Source organism: Exiguobacterium sp. s39 (genome assembly GCF_018618925.1).
In the GTDB taxonomy this organism is placed as follows: Bacteria; Bacillota; Bacilli; order Exiguobacteriales; family Exiguobacteriaceae; genus Exiguobacterium_A; species Exiguobacterium_A abrahamii.
This window is the reverse complement of record NZ_JACSNA010000004.1, coordinates 191,546-212,529: the sequence shown is the minus strand read 5'-3', so window position 1 is coordinate 212,529 and position 20,984 is coordinate 191,546. Positions and strand designations below refer to the sequence as shown.

At 47.3% G+C, this 20,984-nt stretch carries 20 protein-coding genes and 1 pseudogene; 11 read left to right on the top strand and 10 right to left on the bottom strand.

Going from position 1 to position 20,984, the window contains the following annotated elements:
• Positions 1-14: 14 nt before the first annotated feature.
• Positions 15-1,742, bottom strand: a complete 1,728-nt coding sequence (locus KNQ11_RS15530; RefSeq protein WP_214772570.1) for an ABC transporter ATP-binding protein — start codon at positions 1,740-1,742, stop codon at positions 15-17.
• A gap of 321 nt (positions 1,743-2,063) precedes the next feature.
• Positions 2,064-2,882 (bottom strand): RecX family transcriptional regulator, encoded by an 819-nt coding sequence (locus KNQ11_RS15525; RefSeq protein WP_149426886.1) that lies wholly within the window; start codon positions 2,880-2,882, stop codon positions 2,064-2,066.
• Positions 2,883-3,015: 133 nt separating this feature from the next.
• On the opposite strand from KNQ11_RS15525, the gene KNQ11_RS15520 reads away from it, so the two are divergent.
• The 7 genes from KNQ11_RS15520 to KNQ11_RS15490 all read left to right on the top strand — a co-directional run bounded on the left by KNQ11_RS15520 (position 3,016) and on the right by KNQ11_RS15490 (position 9,549).
• A complete protein-coding gene (locus KNQ11_RS15520; RefSeq protein ID WP_214772561.1) occupies positions 3,016-3,924 on the top strand; it encodes a TIGR01777 family oxidoreductase in 909 nt (302 codons plus the stop codon).
• An 18-nt stretch (positions 3,925-3,942) separates the two neighbouring features.
• Entirely contained in the window at positions 3,943-5,082 is a 1,140-nt protein-coding gene (locus tag KNQ11_RS15515) for an amidohydrolase (protein ID WP_050677387.1), read from the top strand.
• Between the two features lie 230 nt (positions 5,083-5,312).
• Complete coding sequence (locus tag KNQ11_RS15510; RefSeq protein ID WP_023467300.1) at positions 5,313-5,873, top strand: GNAT family N-acetyltransferase; 561 nt, start codon at positions 5,313-5,315, stop codon at positions 5,871-5,873.
• Positions 5,874-6,000: 127 nt separating this feature from the next.
• Positions 6,001-6,684: a response regulator transcription factor gene (locus KNQ11_RS15505; RefSeq protein ID WP_023467299.1), complete on the top strand. Its 684-nt coding sequence runs from the start codon at positions 6,001-6,003 to the stop codon at positions 6,682-6,684.
• Entirely contained in the window at positions 6,681-8,075 is a 1,395-nt protein-coding gene (locus KNQ11_RS15500) for a sensor histidine kinase (RefSeq protein WP_023467298.1), read from the top strand. Before KNQ11_RS15505 ends, KNQ11_RS15500 begins: the two co-directional genes overlap by 4 nt.
• The gene (locus KNQ11_RS15495) at positions 8,072-8,638 is read left to right on the top strand and encodes a TVP38/TMEM64 family protein (protein ID WP_214772560.1); all 567 of its coding nucleotides are present in this window, start codon (positions 8,072-8,074) and stop codon (positions 8,636-8,638) included. The genes KNQ11_RS15500 and KNQ11_RS15495 overlap by 4 nt, the downstream gene beginning before the upstream one ends.
• Positions 8,639-8,670: 32 nt before the next feature.
• On the top strand, positions 8,671-9,549 hold the full coding sequence (locus tag KNQ11_RS15490) for an aldo/keto reductase (RefSeq protein ID WP_214772558.1): 879 nt from the start codon (positions 8,671-8,673) through the stop codon (positions 9,547-9,549).
• Positions 9,550-9,599: 50 nt separating this feature from the next.
• Here KNQ11_RS15490 and rlmD read toward each other — a convergent pair whose 3' ends face one another.
• Positions 9,600-10,985 (bottom strand): 23S rRNA (uracil(1939)-C(5))-methyltransferase RlmD, encoded by a 1,386-nt coding sequence (rlmD, locus tag KNQ11_RS15485; RefSeq protein ID WP_214772556.1) that lies wholly within the window; start codon positions 10,983-10,985, stop codon positions 9,600-9,602.
• Positions 10,986-11,025: 40 nt separating this feature from the next.
• Entirely contained in the window at positions 11,026-11,238 is a 213-nt protein-coding gene (locus KNQ11_RS15480) for an SE1561 family protein (protein WP_023467294.1), read from the bottom strand.
• An 84-nt stretch (positions 11,239-11,322) separates the two neighbouring features.
• Between KNQ11_RS15480 and yfkAB the strand changes: the two genes are divergently transcribed.
• The 3 genes and pseudogenes from yfkAB to KNQ11_RS15465 all read left to right on the top strand — a co-directional run.
• Positions 11,323-12,435, top strand: a complete 1,113-nt coding sequence (yfkAB, locus tag KNQ11_RS15475) for a radical SAM/CxCxxxxC motif protein YfkAB (protein ID WP_023467293.1) — start codon at positions 11,323-11,325, stop codon at positions 12,433-12,435.
• Between the two features lie 86 nt (positions 12,436-12,521).
• Positions 12,522-12,704: a hypothetical protein gene (locus KNQ11_RS15470; RefSeq protein ID WP_023467292.1), complete on the top strand. Its 183-nt coding sequence runs from the start codon at positions 12,522-12,524 to the stop codon at positions 12,702-12,704.
• Positions 12,705-12,772: 68 nt separating this feature from the next.
• Positions 12,773-13,927, top strand: a pseudogene (locus tag KNQ11_RS15465) (MFS transporter); the annotation flags it as partial.
• A 41-nt stretch (positions 13,928-13,968) separates the two neighbouring features.
• Here KNQ11_RS15465 and KNQ11_RS15460 read toward each other — a convergent pair.
• Positions 13,969-14,256 (bottom strand): hypothetical protein, encoded by a 288-nt coding sequence (locus KNQ11_RS15460; protein ID WP_023467290.1) that lies wholly within the window; start codon positions 14,254-14,256, stop codon positions 13,969-13,971.
• Positions 14,257-14,419: 163 nt separating this feature from the next.
• Positions 14,420-15,349, bottom strand: a complete 930-nt coding sequence (locus KNQ11_RS15455) for a DMT family transporter (protein ID WP_050677392.1) — start codon at positions 15,347-15,349, stop codon at positions 14,420-14,422.
• Between the two features lie 185 nt (positions 15,350-15,534).
• Between KNQ11_RS15455 and KNQ11_RS15450 the strand changes: the two genes are divergently transcribed.
• Positions 15,535-17,484, top strand: coding sequence for a heavy metal translocating P-type ATPase (locus tag KNQ11_RS15450; protein ID WP_214772552.1), 1,950 nt, complete (start codon positions 15,535-15,537; stop codon positions 17,482-17,484).
• 49 nt (positions 17,485-17,533) lie between these two features.
• Here KNQ11_RS15450 and KNQ11_RS15445 read toward each other — a convergent pair whose 3' ends face one another.
• The 4 genes from KNQ11_RS15445 to KNQ11_RS15430 form a co-directional block, all read right to left on the bottom strand.
• Entirely contained in the window at positions 17,534-18,442 is a 909-nt protein-coding gene (locus tag KNQ11_RS15445) for a YihY/virulence factor BrkB family protein (RefSeq protein WP_029340889.1), read from the bottom strand.
• 86 nt (positions 18,443-18,528) lie between these two features.
• Positions 18,529-18,957, bottom strand: a complete 429-nt coding sequence (locus KNQ11_RS15440) for an NUDIX hydrolase (RefSeq protein WP_058704970.1) — start codon at positions 18,955-18,957, stop codon at positions 18,529-18,531.
• Positions 18,958-18,986: 29 nt separating this feature from the next.
• A complete protein-coding gene (locus KNQ11_RS15435; RefSeq protein WP_149426878.1) occupies positions 18,987-19,898 on the bottom strand; it encodes a guanosine-inosine kinase in 912 nt (303 codons plus the stop codon).
• Between the two features lie 175 nt (positions 19,899-20,073).
• Positions 20,074-20,967: a 1,4-dihydroxy-2-naphthoate polyprenyltransferase gene (locus KNQ11_RS15430; RefSeq protein ID WP_029340886.1), complete on the bottom strand. Its 894-nt coding sequence runs from the start codon at positions 20,965-20,967 to the stop codon at positions 20,074-20,076.
• Positions 20,968-20,984: the final 17 nt, after the last annotated feature.

Here is a 20,984-nt window from a genome sequence, read left to right as displayed (position 1 = left end):
GCAGAGGCACCTCCTTACATCTCTTCACTTTGTCGCTCGAATTGTTGAGCGTACCAGCCATTTTGTGCCATCAGGCTGTCATGTGTTCCTCGTTCAGAAATCATTCCATCTTGCAAGACGATGATTTCGTCCGCATGTGCCACTGCCGACAAACGATGGGCAACAATTAATGTCGTGGATTGGTAACGATTCGATCGAATCGAATCAATGATATGTGATTCCGTTTTCGCGTCTACCGCTGATAGTGAATCATCCAGCAACAGCAACTCTGGTTTTTTTAACATCGCCCGCGCGATCGAGAGACGTTGCTTTTGTCCTCCTGATAACGTGACGCCACGTTCACCGACCATCGTCTCAAGTCCTTGTTCAAGCGTTTCGATATCTTTTTCAAACGATGCGAGACGAATCGCTTCCTGCAATTCTTCTTCTGTCGCTTCACCTGCACCAAACAGAATGTTATCCCGAACAGATTTTGAGAATAGTAAATGTTCTTGTGACACATAACCCGTCCAACCGCGAACCGTCTCTAGCGCAATATCTTCATACGGTACGCCGTTGACCGTCAGCATATCCCGTCCGATTGGATACTCACGTAAGAATTGACGCAAGAACGTCGTTTTCCCGGATCCCGTTGGTCCGACGATACCGATCGTTGTTCCTTGTTCGATCGTCATATTCAAATCTCGCAAGACCGGATGGGCTGTCTCTGGATACGTGAACGTCAAATCGTTCATCTCGATCCGCTCGGGATGTTCGACGTGTTCCCGCGGTGTCGAAGCAATCAACGGTTTGACTCGCATCGTTGCCTCTAAGCGGTCAAGACTTGCTGTCCCGCGCTGGATGACATTGATTAATTCACCAAAGGCATACATCGGCCAGATCAGCATCCCGAGATAGATGTTAAAGGCGACCAATTGTCCGAGCGTGATGTCGTTCGTAAAGACGAGATATGTCCCGAACGATAAGCCGATCAAGTAACTGAAACCGACGAGCAGCTTGATGATCGGTTCAAACAAGACATCGATTTTTGCGACGTGCATGTTTTTCTCAAAGACATCCGTCGTGACATCGTCGAAGCGTTTAACATCGACTGGTTCTTGTACGAACGAGCGGATGACACGCAGTCCGGAAATCGACTCGACGACCTGGTCATTCATCGTTCCGAATGAATCCTGGGCAGTGATGAAGCGTCCGTGAATTTGACTTCCTAGCTTATTCATCGCGTAGGCGAGAAGTGGCATCGGTAACAAGGCAGCGAGCGTCAGCTTCCAATCGATCGCCACCCCCATGACGACGAGGGTGATCGCTGTCATGTTCAACGAGTCGACGAGCGTCAAGACACCAAATCCAGCTGTCCGCTCGACCGCCTTCAAGTCGTTCGTCGCGAGCGCCATCAAGTCTCCTGTCCGATTCTTTTGGTAGAACGTCGGCGTCAGTTTCAATAAGTGCGTAAAGAAGCGACTCCGAAGTGTCCGTTCTAATAAAAATGCAGTTCCGAATAATTTCGCTAACCACAGATACGTCAAGATGAAGGAAACGATGGAAATGACTGTTAATCCGATGACGTACTGCAAGAGCGTCGCCTGGTCCATCGATCCCGACCGCAATCCGTCGATGACCTTACCGATTAGCCATGGCGGCGTTAAATCGATGAAGCCGGTGATGATCAATAAGACGACTGCTACGAGATACGATGATTTGTGTTCTTTTAGAAACCAACTCAATTGCCGAAATAAACGCATGAGGGTCCCCCCTTTACTGTGAAATGAAGTACTTTTTCCGAGCACGCAAAAAGGCATACGGATTTCCGGATGCAGTCCGAGAATCAGTATGCCTTGAAATGGGCATGATGCATTCTTGTTCGTCTGCGCGCTCGGGAGACGAATCCCCTTGCTCGCACATGAAATGAATTACTTATACGTGCTCAAGAGTCTCCGTCGTATTCAGCTGTTGGATATGAGTGAAACCAATTGGCTTTTTCATAGGACGGTTCCTCCTTTTCTTAGTCTGTGCGTAGAATAGCACAATTGTCGGATAATTGTCAATTTTTCGTCTTGCTTTTATTACTCCGCCTCTTCTTCTTCTTTGACTTGTTCGAGGACTTGAGCGGCTAGACCGTATGGAAATCCTTTTCGGACGAGTGCTTGCTTGACTTTTTGTTCGCGTTCGAACGGTTCAAGTTGTCGGTATTTCGGATAATACTTGCGCGCTTGATAAAGGGCCGCTTGTTCTTCTTCGTCACCTTCTTCAGCTCGAAACACCTCTTCAATGCCCGCTTTAATCAAATCGGACGAAAACCCACGCTGCATGAGTGTTAACTGCAACTTTTGTGTCAGTTCCCGCACGGAACGCCGTTGCAGCTCTTTTTGCTTTTGCCGCAAAAACTTCAGGACTTTTTCGTATTCCTCTTCATCCGTAAACGTCACGATCGCTTCATCAATCGCTGTCTTCGGTATCTTCAATGCCTCAAGGTCGCGGCGAATCCGTCCCGGACCTTGAGGTGTCGTCGCTTTTTTCGTTGCCGTATAAGCAAGTGCGAACTGTTGATCATCCAAATAGCGTTGCTCCGTCAATCGATCGATTGCATGTTTGATCGCATGCTCCGGTGTCTCTTTCTCTGTTAAATAGGCGACGACTTCACTCGTCGCCCGCATGCGGTACGATAAATGATTCAACGAGAGACGATACGCTTTTTGCTGTTCTTCAGCCGTTAACACTTCCTTGACGAAGTCGTCATCCAGTTCCTTATCGCGTTGTAGATTGTATTTAATTAAGATATCGACGTCTACGGCAAAGGCATATTCCTCTTTGCCATCACGCTCGACATAGATGTTGAATCGTTCGCTGTTCTTTTTCTGCGTCGAAATCCGTTTGATCTTCATTTCGTTCCCTCCTCTAACCTGATTCGGTAGTTCTACGATATCATGAACAGGCAGGTCTATGTTTGAGTGAAACCATGGAACGGGAACAAATGGAAAGAAGCTACTTTTACTTATTTCAGGGAGGATGGATTACATGAACATTGCGATTACCGGTGGAACCGGTATGATTGGTCAAGCCTTGACGAAGCGTTTACTCGAGCAAGGACATCATATCTTTATCTTAACGCGTCATCCGAAAGCAAATGACGCGCATGTCACATATATCAAGTGGATGACAGAAGACGCAAAACCGGAACAGCACTTAGAGGGCGTTGATGCATTCATTCATCTGGCTGGTGCTTCGATCAACGACGGACGTTGGACGGATGAACGCAAACGCGTCATTCTCGACAGTCGCGTCAGCACGACGAAGGAGCTCGTTCGAATCGTTGAAGCACTCGATCAAAAGCCAAATGTCGTATTGTCTGCTTCTGCGGTTGGCATTTACGGACAAGATCGGCATCAAACCTTCTCTGAAGATCACCCCCTTCCACCGACCGCTGACTTCTTAAGTCATGTCTGTGTCGCGTGGGAAGATCTTGCCCGTCCGATTGCCGACGCTGGCATTCGACTCGTCCATCCACGAATCGGTGTCGTCTTAACGAAAGCCGGTGGCGCTTATCCGTTAATGCGCCTGCCTTATGTCTTCTTTGGTGGTGGGACGATGGGCGACGGAAAACAGTGGGTCTCCTGGGTCCACATCGATGATTTAGTCGATTTATTCCTATTCGCACTTGAGACCCCGACAGTCGAAGGACCACTGAACATCACTGCGCCTCACCCGGAGATGATGCGCCGTTTTGGACAGACGATCGGAAAAGTCTTACATCGCCCACACTGGCTCCCGGCGCCACGCTTCGCGTTAGAGCTCGCACTCGGTGAAAAGAGTACGATTGTACTAGAAGGAGCTCGTGTCATCCCGAAAAAAGCGCTCGAAAACGGATACAAGTTTCGGTATGCTGAACTAAAGGATGCATTGCGAGCAATCGAGCATTCAAACTAGTACAGGGGTGGACGATACTTGGATATCTTAATTCGAAATGCACATATCTATCCGATTACTTCGGACAGTTTTTACGGGGACATCCGTATTCGTGATGGAAAAATCATTGAAATCGGTGAATTACTGGATCATTTAGACAACGATCAAGTCATTGAAGCAGAAGGTCACTTTTTATTACCCGGTTTCATCGATGCCCATACACATCTCGGATTATATGACGAAGGTACCGGAACCGTCGGAAATGATGCGAATGAGACGATTTTTGCGATGACCCCTCATCTGCGTGCCATTGATGGCGTGTACCCACTTGATGAAGGATTTAAGGAAGCCGTCGAACACGGGATCACGACCGTTCAAGTCATGCCCGGTAGCATGAACATCATCGGTGGTGTCACGAGTGTCATCAAGACGCACGGACGGTTCATCGATGATATGATTCTTCGAAAGTACGCGGGTCTGAAGGTTGCGCTCGGTGAAAACCCAAAGCGTGTCCATAGTGCTGGTCGCGCCGGTGAACTGACACGGATGGGCATCATGGGGATGTTGCGCGAAGCCTTTCTTGAAGTTCGGACACAACGAGTTTCCGAAACGTTCGCTCACCAGATGATCAAACGGGTCCTTGATCATAAAATGCCGCTTCGTGTACATGCGCACCGAGCAGATGATATCCTTTCTGCCATCCGTTTTGCGGAAGAGTTCGATCTCGATTTGCGTATCGAACATTGTACGGAAGGTCATCTCGTCGCAAAAGAGATGGAACAATTACCGATCGAAAAAGTGACGGTCGGACCAACCTTCACGCGAAAGTCTAAAATTGAACTGAAGAATAAGACATGGGAAACTTACCGGATTCTTCATGAGCATGGTCTCGAGATCTCCATTACGACCGATCATCCGTACACCCCTGTCCAGTACTTGAATCTCTGTGCCGGTCTAGCTGCACGAGAAGGTCTACCGGTCGATGTCGCCTTGCGCGCGATCACAATTCATCCAGCTCGCTCACTCGGTGTGGACGATCGCGTCGGATCGATTGAGATCGGAAAAGACGCGGATCTCGTCCTGTGGAGCCACTTTCCACTCGACTATTTAGCGAAGCCGCTCATGACGATGATTGACGGAAAAATTATTTTTGAACACGCTCAACTGAACTTGACTTAACCCTACCCCCGCCAGGTGTTTTTTGCACCTTTCGGGGGTTTTGAACGCTTACGGAAAACATCTTGTTTTTGTATCTTTTTTCACAAAAATTATTTTCTTGCAATTTTAAAAAAAGAAGGTAATATTATCTTATCCGACAACTGAAGAAGGCATACCATGCGCGGTTCAAACGAGTCAGACAGGTAGCTTTCGACAATCATTCTTGCGGTCCTAAAAGGAGGAATGGAAGTATGCTCAAGCAACGGGAGCTGAGCGACTGCGCTGATTTGTTCGAACTGATGCAGCATCAAGACGTATATCCGTACGTCCGCCAAAAAACACGGTACTTTGATGAATTTCTGTTTACTACAAAGCAGGCAATCGAAGAGGAAGAACGTGGTGAAATCGTATCACGTACCATCCTAGATGAATTCGATCAACCGATTGGTACGATTAGTTTACTCGATATCGAAGGACAATATGGGTTTCTCGGTACATGGTTAGGTAAACCGTATCATGGTAAAGGATACAATCATTTAGCGAAAGAAGCCTTCTTCTCTGAGCTGTTCTTTGAGCTTGGATATGAAAGTGTCTTCATGAAAATTCGCAAAAGCAATATTCGGTCACAAAAAGCAGCTGAAAAATTGCCGTATGCGTTCTGTGCGGATGAGTTGCGTCCTGCGCTTCTTGAGCAATTGAATGCCGGCGAGACACAGTTCACGCTATATGAAGTCTCAAAATCTAGTTTCCACATGTACATTCATGGTCGGGAGCTCGAAACACTATACGATCACCAACAACTCGAAGCATGAGAGCCTTGTCTCTCATGCTTTTTTGTGTCCACGCATGCGCTTCTAAAGTTTGAAATGGTATGATAAATAAGAAAACTCATCTTTATGGAAGAAACACTTTCTTCTACAGGAAATGGAGCGAAGACTAATGCCAGAATCGTTTAACATTCTCGTAGTAGATGATGAAGCACAAATGCGTGACCTTCTCGTCTCGAATCTTGAAAAAGAACACTACACGACGATGACAGCTTCTAACGGACAAGAAGCAATCCATCTCATTCAACAAAATACATTCCATCTCGTTCTACTCGATGTCATGATGCCGGAAATGGACGGCTTGACAGCATGTATGCGTATCCGTGAGTTCTCAAACGTTCCGATCATCATGCTGACGGCACGTTCGGACGAGCTCGATCGCATTCACGGTCTGAAAATCGGAGCTGATGACTATATCACAAAACCATTCAGCCCTCGAGAATTGCTTGCTCGCATCGAAGCGACGCTTCGTCGTTCTCACCGCTTTACAGTTGATCAATCGGCTACTTTAACGCTCGGTATGCTTGAACTCGATACGGAAAGTCGGAGTGTCCACGTCAATGGCAAGCCGGTCAGTCTGACGCGTAAGGAATTTGATTTGTTGCATCTGTTCGCTCAAAACAATGATAAGGTCTTTTCTCGTGAACAGTTACTCGATCAAATCTGGGGTGCGGATTATATCGGGAACTTACGGACGGTCGATACACACATCAAAACACTTCGCTTAAAGCTCGGGGAAGCTGGTGGCTCGATTCAAACGGTCTGGGGCATCGGTTATAAATTCGAGGAAGTATGATTAAGCGCTATACGATCCGGCGCCGGATTTGGATCACGATTTGGTTCACAAGCGTTTTTTCCGCTATTTTATTCGTCCTGCTCACTTTCTATCTCTATGACCGGTTCTATCTTCAAACGCAGGAAGATATCTTATTGAACCGAGGCGAAAAGCTGATCAATATCTATGAATCTGAAGGATTATCCGGTGCTTTTTACGATGGAATGACTTATACGAATGAATTGACGGAATCGAAAGTCTTCTTCATCGATTTCCTGAAGAAAAATCCAGCTGGACTGCGCTTTTTGACGAATGCGGATATCGAAGAACTTCGAAACGGTGAAACCGTCGTCTCCAGTCGGACCCATCCGATTGAAGGAACGGACATTTTGATGACCGGGTTTCCGATCATCGAAAACAATCGACTGGTCGGTACACTGATTTTATATCTGGAACTTGGCCAAATCAGTGAACCATTCCGCCCACTCCGTCTGATGATCTTCTTCATGATCGGACTGATCGTCTTGAATCTCGTCATCTTCGGACGACAAATCATCGATACGATCATCCGTCCGTTGATCGACATGAAGCGCGCCTCGACTGTTTATGCGCAAGGTGACTTTGATTACCGGATTCCGATTCAATCGGACGATGAGATCGGGGAACTCGCAGAAACATTAAATAAGATGGCGGAATCGCTCGGAGAAGTCGACGAGCAGCGTAAAGAGTTCCTCGCGAACGTCAGCCACGAATTACGGACACCTCTCTCCTACATCCGTGGCTATACGGAGATGATGCAGGATGATTCGCTCGAGGAAGAAAAGCGTGCGCAGTATTACCAAATCATCGAGCGGGAAACGGAACGTCTGCAACGTCTCGTCAATGATCTGCTCGATCTCGCTCAACTTGAACGCGATTCCTATCCGATGTCGAAACAACCACTTGTCTTCAGTCAAGTACTTGAAGATGTCATTTACCGGATGGAACCAATCGCCCAGTCAAAAGGAGTCACGTTCGTCATGAATCTCGACCCGGATCAAATCGTCTTAGGCGATACGGACCGACTCGAGCAAGTCTTCGGCAATTTACTCGATAACGCCTTACGGTACACACCGCCTGGAAAACAGATTTTCTTATCGACTGAAACGATCGGCGACCGGACGCATTGTCTTATCCGGGACGAAGGAGAAGGCATTCCGGAAGAGCATCTTGATCGACTGACAAAACGTTTTTACCGTGTCGATAAATCACGGACGCGTAAAGATGGCGGAACCGGTCTTGGTCTTGCCATCACGAAACACATCATCGATCGTCATGATGGGACAATCCGGTTCGACTCCGTTCTTGGAGAAGGAACGACTGTCCACATCGAGTTACCGCTTCTTCCGGATGAAGAGGATGGATTCGAATGATGGAACATCATTTCATCCAAACCTTTGAACTCTTCGGACCGTTCGCTCCGTTCGTTAGTATCTTAGTCGGCGTCGTCGTCAGTGTACTTGGTGTCCTACCGAGTACGTTCGTCACCGCTGCGAATCTCGTCTATTTCGGTCTATGGATGGGCACATTGCTCTCTTTCATCGGTGAAGTCCTAGGTGCGGTTTGTGCGTTTCTACTTTACCGAAAAGGACTGCGGTATGCCCTTCGTCGCCCACTTCCGGATCGATTCGCTCGTTTGCAACAAAAACTACAAGCACAACAAGGACGCGAAGCTTTTTTGACGATCATCTTGCTGCGGCTGTTACCGTTCGTCCCGTCTGGCATCGTCAACATCGTCAGTGCTGCTAGTGGTATTTCCATCCTACTTTTCCTGACTGCGAGTACGATCGGAAAAATTCCAGCCATGTTAATCGAAGTGTTCGCCGTCCATCAGTTCATGCAATCCTCATCCATCATCCAATGGTCGATTGCAGGCGTGGCACTCGTTGGTTATCTGGCCTATCGTATTCAACAAAAACGAGCATCATCGATATAAAACTACAGATTTTCTGAAAGGAAGTATCGTTCATGGAGTTAAGACGTTTTGGAACATCCGACCTACTCGTATCCCCGCTTGGGTTCGGAGCTGGTCACATCGGCGCAGAACAGATGACGGATCGCGAAGCAGTTTATTTACTCGAACAAGCACGTGATCTCGGCATCAATCTGATCGATACAGCACGCGGCTATGGCTTATCGGAGCAACGCGTCGGACAATTTCTAAAGAATCGTCGTCACGACGTCATTCTGTCGACGAAAGTCGGCTATGATGTTCCCGGTATGCAGGACTGGACCTTTGAAGCGGTCCATGGTGGCATCGATCAAGCCTTACAGACGATGCAAACGGATTATCTCGACATCGTACACCTCCATTCTTGTAGTCGAGAAATTCTCGCCCAGGGAGATGTCATCGAAGCGCTTGACCAAGCAAAACAAGCTGGAAAAGTCCGCGTCATCGCTTATTCCGGTGATCGGGAAGACTTAACATATGCTATCGAAACGAATCGCTTCGACAGTTTCCAAACGTCATTCAATCTATTTGATCAACGTGTCGATGAAGTCCTGCCCACCCTTCTAGATCACGGTGTCATCGCCAAGCGTCCAATCGGTAACGCCCCGTGGCGCTTCGCAGAGCGTCCGGTCGGACAGTACGTCGAACCCTACTGGGAACGTGCGCAACAACTCGCTTATCCACTCGAGGAATCCAGTTGGCTTGAAACTGCCCTTCGTTTCACAGTCTTTGAGCCAGGGATCACGACAGCCATCATCGGTACGTCTCGACCAGAACACCTCGCGCTGAATCAGCAACTGATCGAGCGCGGTCCACTTCCTGTTGATCGTGTTGCTCGGTTGAAGGAACGCTTCGCTGAGTGTGACGCGACGTTCGGTTATCTTTCGCAAACATGATAAAAAGCCCGTATGTCCACTCGTTCAAAGAGTGCATACGGGCTTGTTACTTAGAACTTTTTCTTTTTCTTTTTTTCGAGCACGACGATTGCTTCGACGTGCGCTGTTTGTGGGAACATATCGTACGGCTGAATGTACGATACCTTGTATCCCGCTTTCATCAAGTGATCGCAATCGCGCGCAAGCGTCTGCGGGTTACACGAGACATAGATGATTTTTTTCGCTTTAGACGAGATCATCGCGTTCAACAATTGTGTATCGCAACCTGAGCGTGGTGGGTCGACGATGAAGACATCTGGAATCCAGCCTTCCTTGACCCAACGCGGAATCCAGGCTTCTGCCTTACCGACGACGTAGTGGGCATGGTCGAATCCGTATTGCTTCATGTGCGCATTGGCATCTTCGACAGCTTCTTCAATAATTTCCATGCCGCGGACTTCTTTTGCTCCTTTAGCGATCCAAAGTCCGATTGAACCAACACCTGCGTAGGCATCAACGACACGTTCTTCGCCTGTCAAAGCAGCAGCACGCGCAATTTCTTCATACATCCGCTCTGCTTGTTCCGGATTCAATTGGAAGAAGGCACGCGGAGACAATTGATACGTGAATTCCCCCATCTCTTCCTCGATCCGTTCAACGCCACGCAAGACTTCTGTCTCTTCTCCGAAGACACGTGATGTCAACTTATCATTGATGTTCAGTGCAACCGAGACGACACCTGGAATGTCCATGATATCGCGCGATAAGCCCTCTAGATCACGGAAGCCGTCTTTAAAGGCAACGAGCACGACTTGAATTTCGCCCGTTTTGATTCCTGTCCGGACGACGATATGGCGCATGACACCGTCTTGTTTTGCTGCATGATAAACGGGTACTTTATAGTCATTGAGTAATTTTGTGACAGCTTGGTTGACGCGAAGTGTGTCCTTGTTTTGGACGACACAATAATCGATCGCGACCAGACGATTCGAATTGGCGGAATAGAGACCGCTAACGATTTCATTGCCTTGTTTCCCGACGACGAATTGCGACTTGTTGCGGTATTCCCATTCCTTCGAACCGATCGTCGGACGGATATCCGCTTTCTCGACATTCAACTTCGTTGATTTCAAGAAAGCGTTGCGAAGCATTTCTTCCTTATAACGCAACTGTCCGTCGTAACTCATGTGTTGTAATTGGCAGCCGCCACAGACACTATAGACCGGACAAAGTGGAGTAACACGGTCTGGTGAACGATCGTCACGCTTTAAGATTTTTGCATTCGCATAGTTCGCATGAATTTCCGTGATCTCGATTTGTGCCGTTTCCCCGACGAGTAGTCCTGGGATGAAGACGATTTGTCGCTCGAGCGTCGCGATCCCTTCACCGTTGATTCCCATCCGTAGACAAGTGACCGAACGGACCTCACCCGTCTGTAATTTGATTTTTGTTGCCATTGATTTCATCCTTTCTCTTTACGCAAATGAAAAAGCGGTCTCAATCTACCGCTTTTTTCGTTTCTTCTTGTTCTTTCATATCCTTTGCATATCGAACGACCTTCGCCTTGAGTTGATCCAGTGATACGATCAGTCGTTCCAAATCTTCGATATCTGATGATTCATCGAGTGAATCGATTGTATGACAGAGAAGCTGCATTCTTGATTTTAGCACATTCATTTGACCAAGTTTATCAGTTCTTGCTTTTCCCATTATTCAGACTTCCTTTCTTCCGCTGGATTCCGACGTTATTTTAGCATACGATACGAAGTGGAGCACTAAAAAGGAGGAGTATCTATGTCACATTCATCACCCATCACGATTGCGAACGATCCATGGGAAGCTTATCGCGACATTGAACAATACGGCACGGTCCGTTTGACGAACATTGAAGTCACGACAACAAAACTGTGTAACATGCGCTGCGAACATTGCGCCGTCGGTTACATGTTATCCAGTAGCGAGTCACCCGAGATTCCAGTCGAGCTACTTATTCAACGTCTGGATGAAATCGAACATCTGCGTGCCTTCTCAATCACCGGCGGCGAACCGATGCTTTCAATGAAGTCCATCAAGGAGTACGTTGTCCCTTTACTTAAGTATGCCCACGAACGTGGTGCTAAAACCCAAATCAACTCAAATTTAACACTTCCGTTATCTCGCTACGAATTAATCATTCCTTATTTAGATGTCTTGCACATCTCACATAACTGGGGAACAGCTGATGATTTCATCGATGGTGGCTTTGCGATGATGGAACGAAAACCGTCACGTGAAGCACGGACGAAGCTTTTCGAGACGATGAAAGAGAATGCCCGTGTTCTGAATGCACGTGGTGTCATCGTTTCTGCAGAGACGATGATCAATAAACGGACATTACCACACCTTGAAGCGATTCATAAGGAAATCGTCGACATGGGCTGTGTCCGCCACGAGGTGCATCCGATGTACCCCGCTGACTTCGCGTCGATGATCGAAGCAGCTAGCTTGCCCGAAATTCGCGACGGGATCCATCGTTTGCTTGACGTCCGGGATCCGAACGTCTGGATGTTATTCGGAACACTCCCCTTCTATGCTTGTTCGATGGAAGAGGCGGATTTAGAACTTCATCGTCGATTGCGTCAAGAGAAAAACGTCTCTGTTCGCAATGACCCTGATGGACGTTCCCGTCTCAACGTCAACATCTTTGATGGCGAGATCATCGTAACGGATTTCGGTGACGAACTTGCTTCGCTAGGTACGATTCATGAGACATCCTTCAATGATGCTTATGCCGAGTGGCAAGAGACAGAACTGAATAAAAGCTTGTCATGTCACTGCCCTGCGGTGCAATGCCTTGGACCGAACGCGCTTGTGAAAAACGCATATTACCCTGAGATTGATTTCACAAAACAGTCCAGCCGGCTTTAAAACTAAAAAAAGGTTTTGAACGATGGCATCCCGGGAAAAATGTCACAAAGTAGACACATTCTGTTTTTCTAAAAGGGGTGACCGGGATGGAATGGCTCGTAGGTATTGTCGCAATCATCGGTACGTTCAGTATGGTCTTGTTCGTCATGATGGTTGGTATTCGCGCTTCACACAGCATCGAACATGATGAAGTATTCGACCAGACAGACTGGGACGAACATCTTCTGCATATGCCGCGTCCGACACGTTTTGAACAAGAAAATAAATGAAGCACGCCCCGGTCTCCCGTTTCAGAGACCGGGGCGTGTTATGCTAAAAGAAAAAAGAAAGGTCGTCGTTACTTGTGTCACGTCGTTTTGCTCTTATCTTATCGATCGTCTTCATTTCCGGATTCACGCAAGGTCTGCTGATTCCACTGTTATCCATTTTACTTGAACGCCAAGGAACCCCCGCTTTCATCAACGGTCTCAGCGCTGCCGTTCTCTATATCGGTGTCATCGTCGCCGCCCCTCTCATGGAAGGTCCACTACGACGACGTGGTTATATTCCGGTCATCTCGTTCGGACTCGCTCTTGTTGCAGTAGCGGTTTTCTTATTTCCACTTCTTCCAAGCGTCATTGCTTGGATGATTTTACGGTTCCTCGTCGGATTTGGTGATCAGACGTTACACTATGGATCACAGGTTTGGGTGACGTCCATTACCCCAAATGAACGGTTAGGACGAACGATGTCACTATACGGGATGGCATTCGGTCTCGGTTTTGCTCTCGGTCCTCTTGCGGCACCTCTCGTCGATGTCATCAACTGGCTACCATTCGTGTTGACTGGTACATTGACTGTCATCGTCCTGATCTTGTTATCGCGTATGCCGAACGAAAAACCGTCATCCGTCATGCCGGAGGAGCTGCAAAGTGCTGCCTCACGGTATCGACTTGTCTTATCAACCGCTTGGTTTACATTACTTCCTGGCTTTACATATGGTTTTCTCGAAGCCACACTGAATGCCAGTTTTCCCGTTTTTGCGACGCGTAACGGGTACGGTCTATCTGAGACGAGTACCTTGATCACGACATTCGTCGTCAGCTCGTTGATCATGCAACTTCCACTTGGACGACTTGCTGATCACTTCGGAAAACGTCGGACGTTAGTAATCGTTCTTTCGATTGGCTCCGTTGCTTTCCTTATCGCTTGCTTCGTCTTCGAACGATACGGTTGGTTATTCGCGATTTTTGCTATTAGCGGGATGGCACTTGGCTCGACGTACTCGCTCGGTGTCGCCTATATGACGGAACAGTTACCGCGACACCTTCTTCCGACGGGCAACTTGCTTGCAGGGATTGCCTTTAGTCTTGGTTCGATCCTCGGACCGATTGCTGGCAGCATGTTCGTTCTGCTTCCAGCTATGCTTTATTTCAGTCTATTCGTTCTGGTTCTAGCGACACTTGCGTTTCTCTTACGATACGCGAAACGTCACGAATCATCCCGGATCTAAAACAAAGGATCTTGCGCTAATGATGCGCAAGATCCTTTGTTTTATTTCACGATTCCTTCTTGCCGAAAACTCCGCCAGAGCTTATCGTCAATCGCATACGGCTGTTCTTTTGCACGCTTCAGCTCTTCTGTCTCGAGCAGCACGACGACCTCTCGACCGTTGATTGACCACACTGAATCGTAACCTCTCTCCGCCTCGATGATTTCCACATCCACATCTCCATGGGTTTCCTTCAACTGCTGACTGACGCACGTTACGACGAACCGGGCAAACTCATCACGTGGACGACGAGTGGCAATGATCTTTCGAACGATCTCATTCCGTTCCATTCGTTTTCATCTCCTTCCGTTTTATAGTCGCACTAGCCTTTCAGACAAGGCCGAATCGGTCTTCACTTGACCGTACAGAAAAAAGCCGAACGGGTCGGCTTGAGCAACGAACGATTGGGAGTTACTTTGATTGAAACTATTTTTGCACGATTCTGAATCTTCGTCAACCTCGCTTTTGAAACCATACAGGAAGGTACGTCGAGACTAAAATACCACTGACGACGAAGAGTAACCCAAGCAACGCTTGCGGTGGAATCGTCTCGCCGAGAATCAAGGCCGATAAACTGACACCATAGATCGGTACGAAGAACATGAACAACGACACTTTACTGACTGGATTATATTTCATTAGTAAGTTCCAAAGCGTAAATCCAGTCGCTGATAAGAAGGCAAGATACACGAGCATCCAAGCACTTGTCGTTGAAAAGGTAAACGGTGCGACATGACCATCGAGAATGACTCCTGCGATAAAGAGACCGATTGATCCAATGACCATCGCCCATCCTGTCATCGGCGCCACCGGATAACGTGCTGAGTATTCTTTCGCGATCAAGTTACCGAACGCCCCGGAAACCATTGCCGCAATCAACAGCCCTTCCCCTATACCGAACGAGACACCTTGTCCACCTTGCGGCCAGTTGGCCAAGATGACACCTGTGAATCCAAGGAATAAGGCGAGTCCTTTAAATCGATTCAGTCGATCGTCTTCGTATCGAAAATGAGCAAGTAACATCTGGAAGAATGAGGTCGATCCAGCGATGATTGATCCTTGCACTCCCGTCGATAAGGAGAGACCAATATAGAAGAAGACATACTGCAAGAACGTCAAAAAGAAGCCGAGACGACTATAGGCGTAGGTCCGCTCCTTCAGTGTAATCGTCTGTTTGAAGACGAAGACACTGACGACAAGTAATAACACACCTGCTAAAAAGAAACGATAGCTTGCAAATAGCAATTGCTCTCCGTATTCCGAAGATGTGATCTGTAATAAGTCATAACTTTTTTTAATGAAGGGAAATGCACTGCCCCACAAAAAAGTCGTCAGTAACGCAAAGACGACGAGTCCAATCCGATGGGTTAAAATTTTTTGCATCTTTCTAGTTCCTTTCCTGTTCCTTTTCACTGAAGCATGGTATAGTAATTCTACAGATAATAATAATTATAATCTAGAGACAATGAAACTCATTATCAATCAGTTAAACTCATTGATATATCACATTCTCATTCTCTTTCTATAATGATTTCATTTCTCATTTACATTTTGAAAGGAGTTTTAATATGACGACTTCCACTACTACCGATGTTCAACAGCGTTCCGTATTCCGTCATGCTTGGGATGAGCATCACGAATTGATTCTAGCATTGTTTAGCGGAATATTGATTTTAGTTGCTTACGGACTTGAAAAATTCAATGCGGCATCTGCCGTATATGTCACATTGTACTTATCGGCTTATGTAATCGGAGGATATGCGAAAGCGAAGGAAGGATTGACGGAGACGTATCAAGAAAAAACGTTGAATGTTGAATTGTTGATGATTTTAGCAGCTATCGGTGCTGCTGCTATCGGATACTGGATGGAAGGTGCGATCCTTATCTTCATCTTCGCGTTATCCGGTGCTCTTGAGACGTATACGATGAATAAAAACGAACGCGCCCTACAAAGTTTGATGTCTTTACAGCCAGAGGAAGCGACACGCCTGAACGCAAACGGACAACTTGAAGTTGTCGGAATCGAGCAATTATCGATTGGTAACCTCGTCTATGTCCGTCCTGGGGAACGGATTCCGGTTGATGGTGTCATCATTCGTGGTCAAGCGGCGATTGAAGAAGCATCGATTACTGGTGAATCAATCCCAGTTGAAAAACAGACTGGTGATACTGTCTATAATTCGACGGTCAACATGAACGGTGTCTTGACGATTGAGATGACGAAAGCTGCTGACGAGTCGTTGTTTCAAAAGATCATTCATATGGTCCAAAACGCGCAAAGCGAACAGTCTCCATCTGCTCAGTTCATCGAACGTTTCGAAAGCCGTTATGTCAAAATCGTATTGCTTGTCGTTGCACTGATGATGGTCCTCCCTCATTACGTCGTTGGCTGGACATTTGAGACAAGTATTTATCGCGCGATGATTCTTCTCGTCGTCGCCTCACCTTGTGCCCTTGTTGCGTCGATTACACCTGCTGCTTTGTCTGCAATTGCCGCATCTGCGAAAAATGGGGTTCTCTTTAAAGGAGGCGCCCACATCGAAACGCTCGGACAAGTCGACACGATTGTCTTTGATAAAACGGGAACACTGACAACTGGTAAACCTGTCGTCACCGAAAGTTGTTATGCGGAAGGCATGGACGTCCGAATAGTCCAACAAGCGGTTGCTTCCATCGAAGCGCAGTCGAACCATCCACTCGCACAAGCAATCGTCGATCACTTAAAAACCGATGTCCGCGAACCATCAACGTTTAAAGATGTGACAGGATACGGGATTGAAGCAACTGTCGATGGTGTCACGTATCGTATCGGTAAACGGGCGTTCCATGATGGTTTAGACGATCCATTCGTCGCGATCGAACAGTCATTGAAAGAGCAAGGGCATACGATCGTTTATGTCAGCAATGGAGCACAGATCGTAGCGCTTTATGCGTTACGTGATACGATTCGTCCGGAAGCCAAAACAGCGATTGCTGCCTTAAATGATCTCGGCATCGCAACGATCATGTTAACTGGTGATAATCCGGTCACGGCAGCTGCCATCTCACGTGAGGCGGGATTGACGGACTTCGTCGCTGAGTGCCTACCGGAAGATAAAGTACGCTACATCAAACAATACCAAACAGAAGGTCGGACCGTCGCGATGGTCGGTGACGGCATTAACGATGCCCCAGCCCTTGCATTAGCACATGTCGGGATTGCGATGGGTGAAGGAACGGACGCTGCACTCGAGACCGCTGACGTCGTCTTGATGAAAAATGACTTAGGTCGTCTTGCCTATGCTGTTCATAAAGCCCGGAAGATGAACCGGATCGTCAAACAAAACATCACACTTGCGATCGGTGTCATCCTCCTATTGATCGCATCGAATTTGTCCCAGTTCCTCATCATGCCGTTCGCCGTCGTCGGACACGAAGGATCAACGATTCTCGTCATCCTGAACGGTTTACGCCTTCTTCAACAGGATGCTTTACCAAGTCTTCCACAGCGTTCATCTGAAAAACGATTAGCTGCTTAACCATCAAAAAAGCCTGACCGCCACATGGCAGTCAGGCTTTTTTGTACCTTCATCCGAACGTATTCGTCGGAATGGCATCAAGTTCAGCTTGTTCCTTCAAGCGCTTTTCTTCCATTTTCTTCGGATCCGCTTTTTTCATGAACCGTTCCCATGATGCGTTCAATTCAGAACCGAGTAAGATGATCAGCCCTGTGAAGTAGAGCCATAGTAACAAGATGACGACACTACCGAGCGAACCGTAGGTCTGATTGTAGTTCGAGAAGTTCGAGACGTAAAATCCGAATCCAACCGATAATAATTGCCAGACGATGACACCAAAAACAGCTCCTGGAATTGCTTCTTTGAATGTAATCGGGCGCTTTGGTGCGACGCGGTAAAAAATCGACAGGATACCAATCAATAGAATCGTCGACACGACATATCGTAAGACCGTCAGTAGGATTTTTTGCCCCATATCGATCGGCAACACGAAGTTGGCAAGATACGTAATGATCGGACCACCGAGCACATTCAAGACGATCAGCAACAACATCCCGACTCCGAGCACGATCGTGAGTAACAAGGCAATCCCACGCGCTGCGACAAAACCACGGGGCGAGAAGTCACCATAGGCATGGTTTGCTGTCGTGATCAAACGATCGACCCCTTTGGAAGCAGACCAGACAGCAAGAATGGCACCAATCGATAACAGACCACCCTGCGGTTCTTTGATGGCTTGGAAAATTGTATCCGTGAACGTATTGACGGCTCCGCCTGGCGCTAGGTCCCGGATTTGTGACTCGAGTGTCTGACGATCGATGTCAAAGAATGATAAGACCGAAATGACGAAAATGATTCCTGGGAAAATGGATAAAAACCAGTAATAAGCGAGTGTCCCTGCATAATCCGTGATGTTATGATCGGACATTCGCTGCTTTAAGTTCAGGGCAAGCCCTTTTGGATCGCGTGAATGCGCCATCGTCATCTCTCCTTCATGAAAAAGAGGCAGTCGAAGACCACCTCATTGTTTTAATATACTTTTCCCATTTTATTTCAACTAAAACCTCATTCGTTTTCAGAAAGGATTAATTCATAGAATGGTTCTGTCATTTCTGCCAGCTGTTTGGCAAGTGACGGTGGACGAATCGGTAACGAAGGTAGCTCCGAACGCTTGATCCAGACCGGTGTATAACCCGATCCTTCCTCTTCGAACTCTTCACCCGTACCGGTGCCAAAGCGACCCCCAATTGTTTTCGCCCAAAAATAAGGATTGTCGAATCCATTAAAACGGACGATGGCGGCAATACCGGTCAACTCCACATCGATTCCAAGTTCTTCATGTGCTTCACGAATCGCTGTTTCTTCTAACGATTCTCCGTTATCTTTCCCACCGCCTGGAAAGACATAATACGTTTCGTTCGGTTTATCCCGTCGGATCAACGCAATTTCATCCTGTTCGTTTCGTAAAATGATTGCACTTCGTTGAATCGGCATGACGCCACCTCCCCTTTTATCATTTCTACTTATCGAAGAGCATCCAGCATTTCAGGAACGAGTCCATTTTCTGTCGAAGCGATGACTTCCGCTGCAACCTTCATGCCAAGCTTCAAGGCTTCTTCTGCCGGTCTCTCTTGTGTCAATTCAGACAAGACAGCAGAGAAGAATGAGTCGCCTGCTCCCGTTGAGTCAACGACCTTCACTTTTTTCGTTCCGACGTGACCTGATGTCGCTGTACGACGGTCAACGTAGACCGCCCCGAGTTCACTCATCGTCACGACCGTGAATGGAGCACCTTTTTTCGCTAGCTCATTTGCTACATGAATCGCATCTTCGACCGTCACGATCGACAGATCAGACAGAATTTCCGCCTCTTCTCGGCTACAAATGAATCCAGTGAACCCTTGTAGCAGATGACGATTTCGTTCGATGACGCTCAAGTGACCACAAACACCAAACAATGGCAACTCCATTTTACGGCATAGATGAATCAAACGTTCTAAGACCGTAACGGATAAATCAAGATCGATCGCAACGGCATCGACCCCATCGAGTGCATAGATTGATTGACGTAAAATCGCCTCTTCGAGCAACTTCGCATCTGGTTGTTTCGAGATCGATGTTTGCAAGTCACCTTCGTTATCCATGACAGCTAGCCACATGCCCATTCCATGATCTTCTAACATTTCGACGTGATCCACATTTGCACCGTAAGATTTCAGCTCATCGAGCACTCCCACGCCAATCTGATCATTCGTAACCGTCGAGATAAAGCGAACTTCATTCCCGAGGACGGCTAGATTTTGTGCTACATTGCGTCCTGTTCCTCCATTTGAAAACGTGATGTCTCCTACGTTTTTCGCATCCTTATGCAAAGGAGCGAACGAAGTTCCTTTTATGTCGACGAATACTTTTCCGATTACCGCGATTTTATTCATTTCAGTTCCACCTCTAACCATATTTCCTGATTTCCGACCTTGTTTGATCTTTCAGGCACATTGCTTCAATTATAGTAAAATTTTAAATCAGTGACAACCGAAGTACTTTTTTTCTAACTGTTCGCTATCTTCACGTAAAAAAAACAGCAAGCGAATCGCCTGCTGCTCCAAAGAATCAGATATTCGCAATCACGAGACTGATTGCGAGTAAGAGTCCGAAAATCGTGTTCACTTTACCGGTCTGTGCCATGCCAGGCATCAGCTTTTCCGGTGGTAAGTCTTCCCAGAAGAGACGGACCGCTTTGATCATGAGCGGAATACTCAATAACGCGAGTAACGCAAACCATGAGACTTCAAATGCGAGTACGGCAATAATGAGAGACAGGACAGCCGCCGCAAAAAATCCGATCAAGACGTACACGGCACGGCGATGTCCGACGAGACAGGCAATCGTTTTTCGTCCGTTGACCTTATCATTATCCAAGTCACGAATGTTATTCGCAAGTAGGATCGAACCAATCAAGATGGCGACTGGTACCGAAATCGCAACGGCTTCTGTCGGAACATAACCAATTTGTAAGTACGCAGAAATCGCGATGATGATATATCCCATGAAAAAGCCTGCAACGACCTCTCCAAATGGTGTATAGGCGATCGGAAGCGGTCCTCCTGTATAGATATATCCGACGAACATTGAAATGAGTCCTACGACAAGTAACCACCACGATGTCTCGATGCACAGATACACACCGAGTAATGCCGAAATGCCGTACAATGTAAGTGCGAACGCTAGAATCGTCCCCGGCTTGAATCCGTCACGAACGATCGATCCACCGATTCCGACCGACTCCTCCGTATCTAAACCACGTTTGTAATCGTAGTATTCATTGAACAGATTCGTTGCGATTTGAATCAGCATCGATGCGATCAACATCGCCACGAACAAATCCAAGCGTATCGATTCCACGCGTGGTGCGACAACTGCCGTACCGACGACGACCGGAACAAAACTTGCTGTTAATGTATGCGGTCGTGTCATTCGCCAATAGACAGCGATTGATTTATTCATATAATAACCCCTTTCCT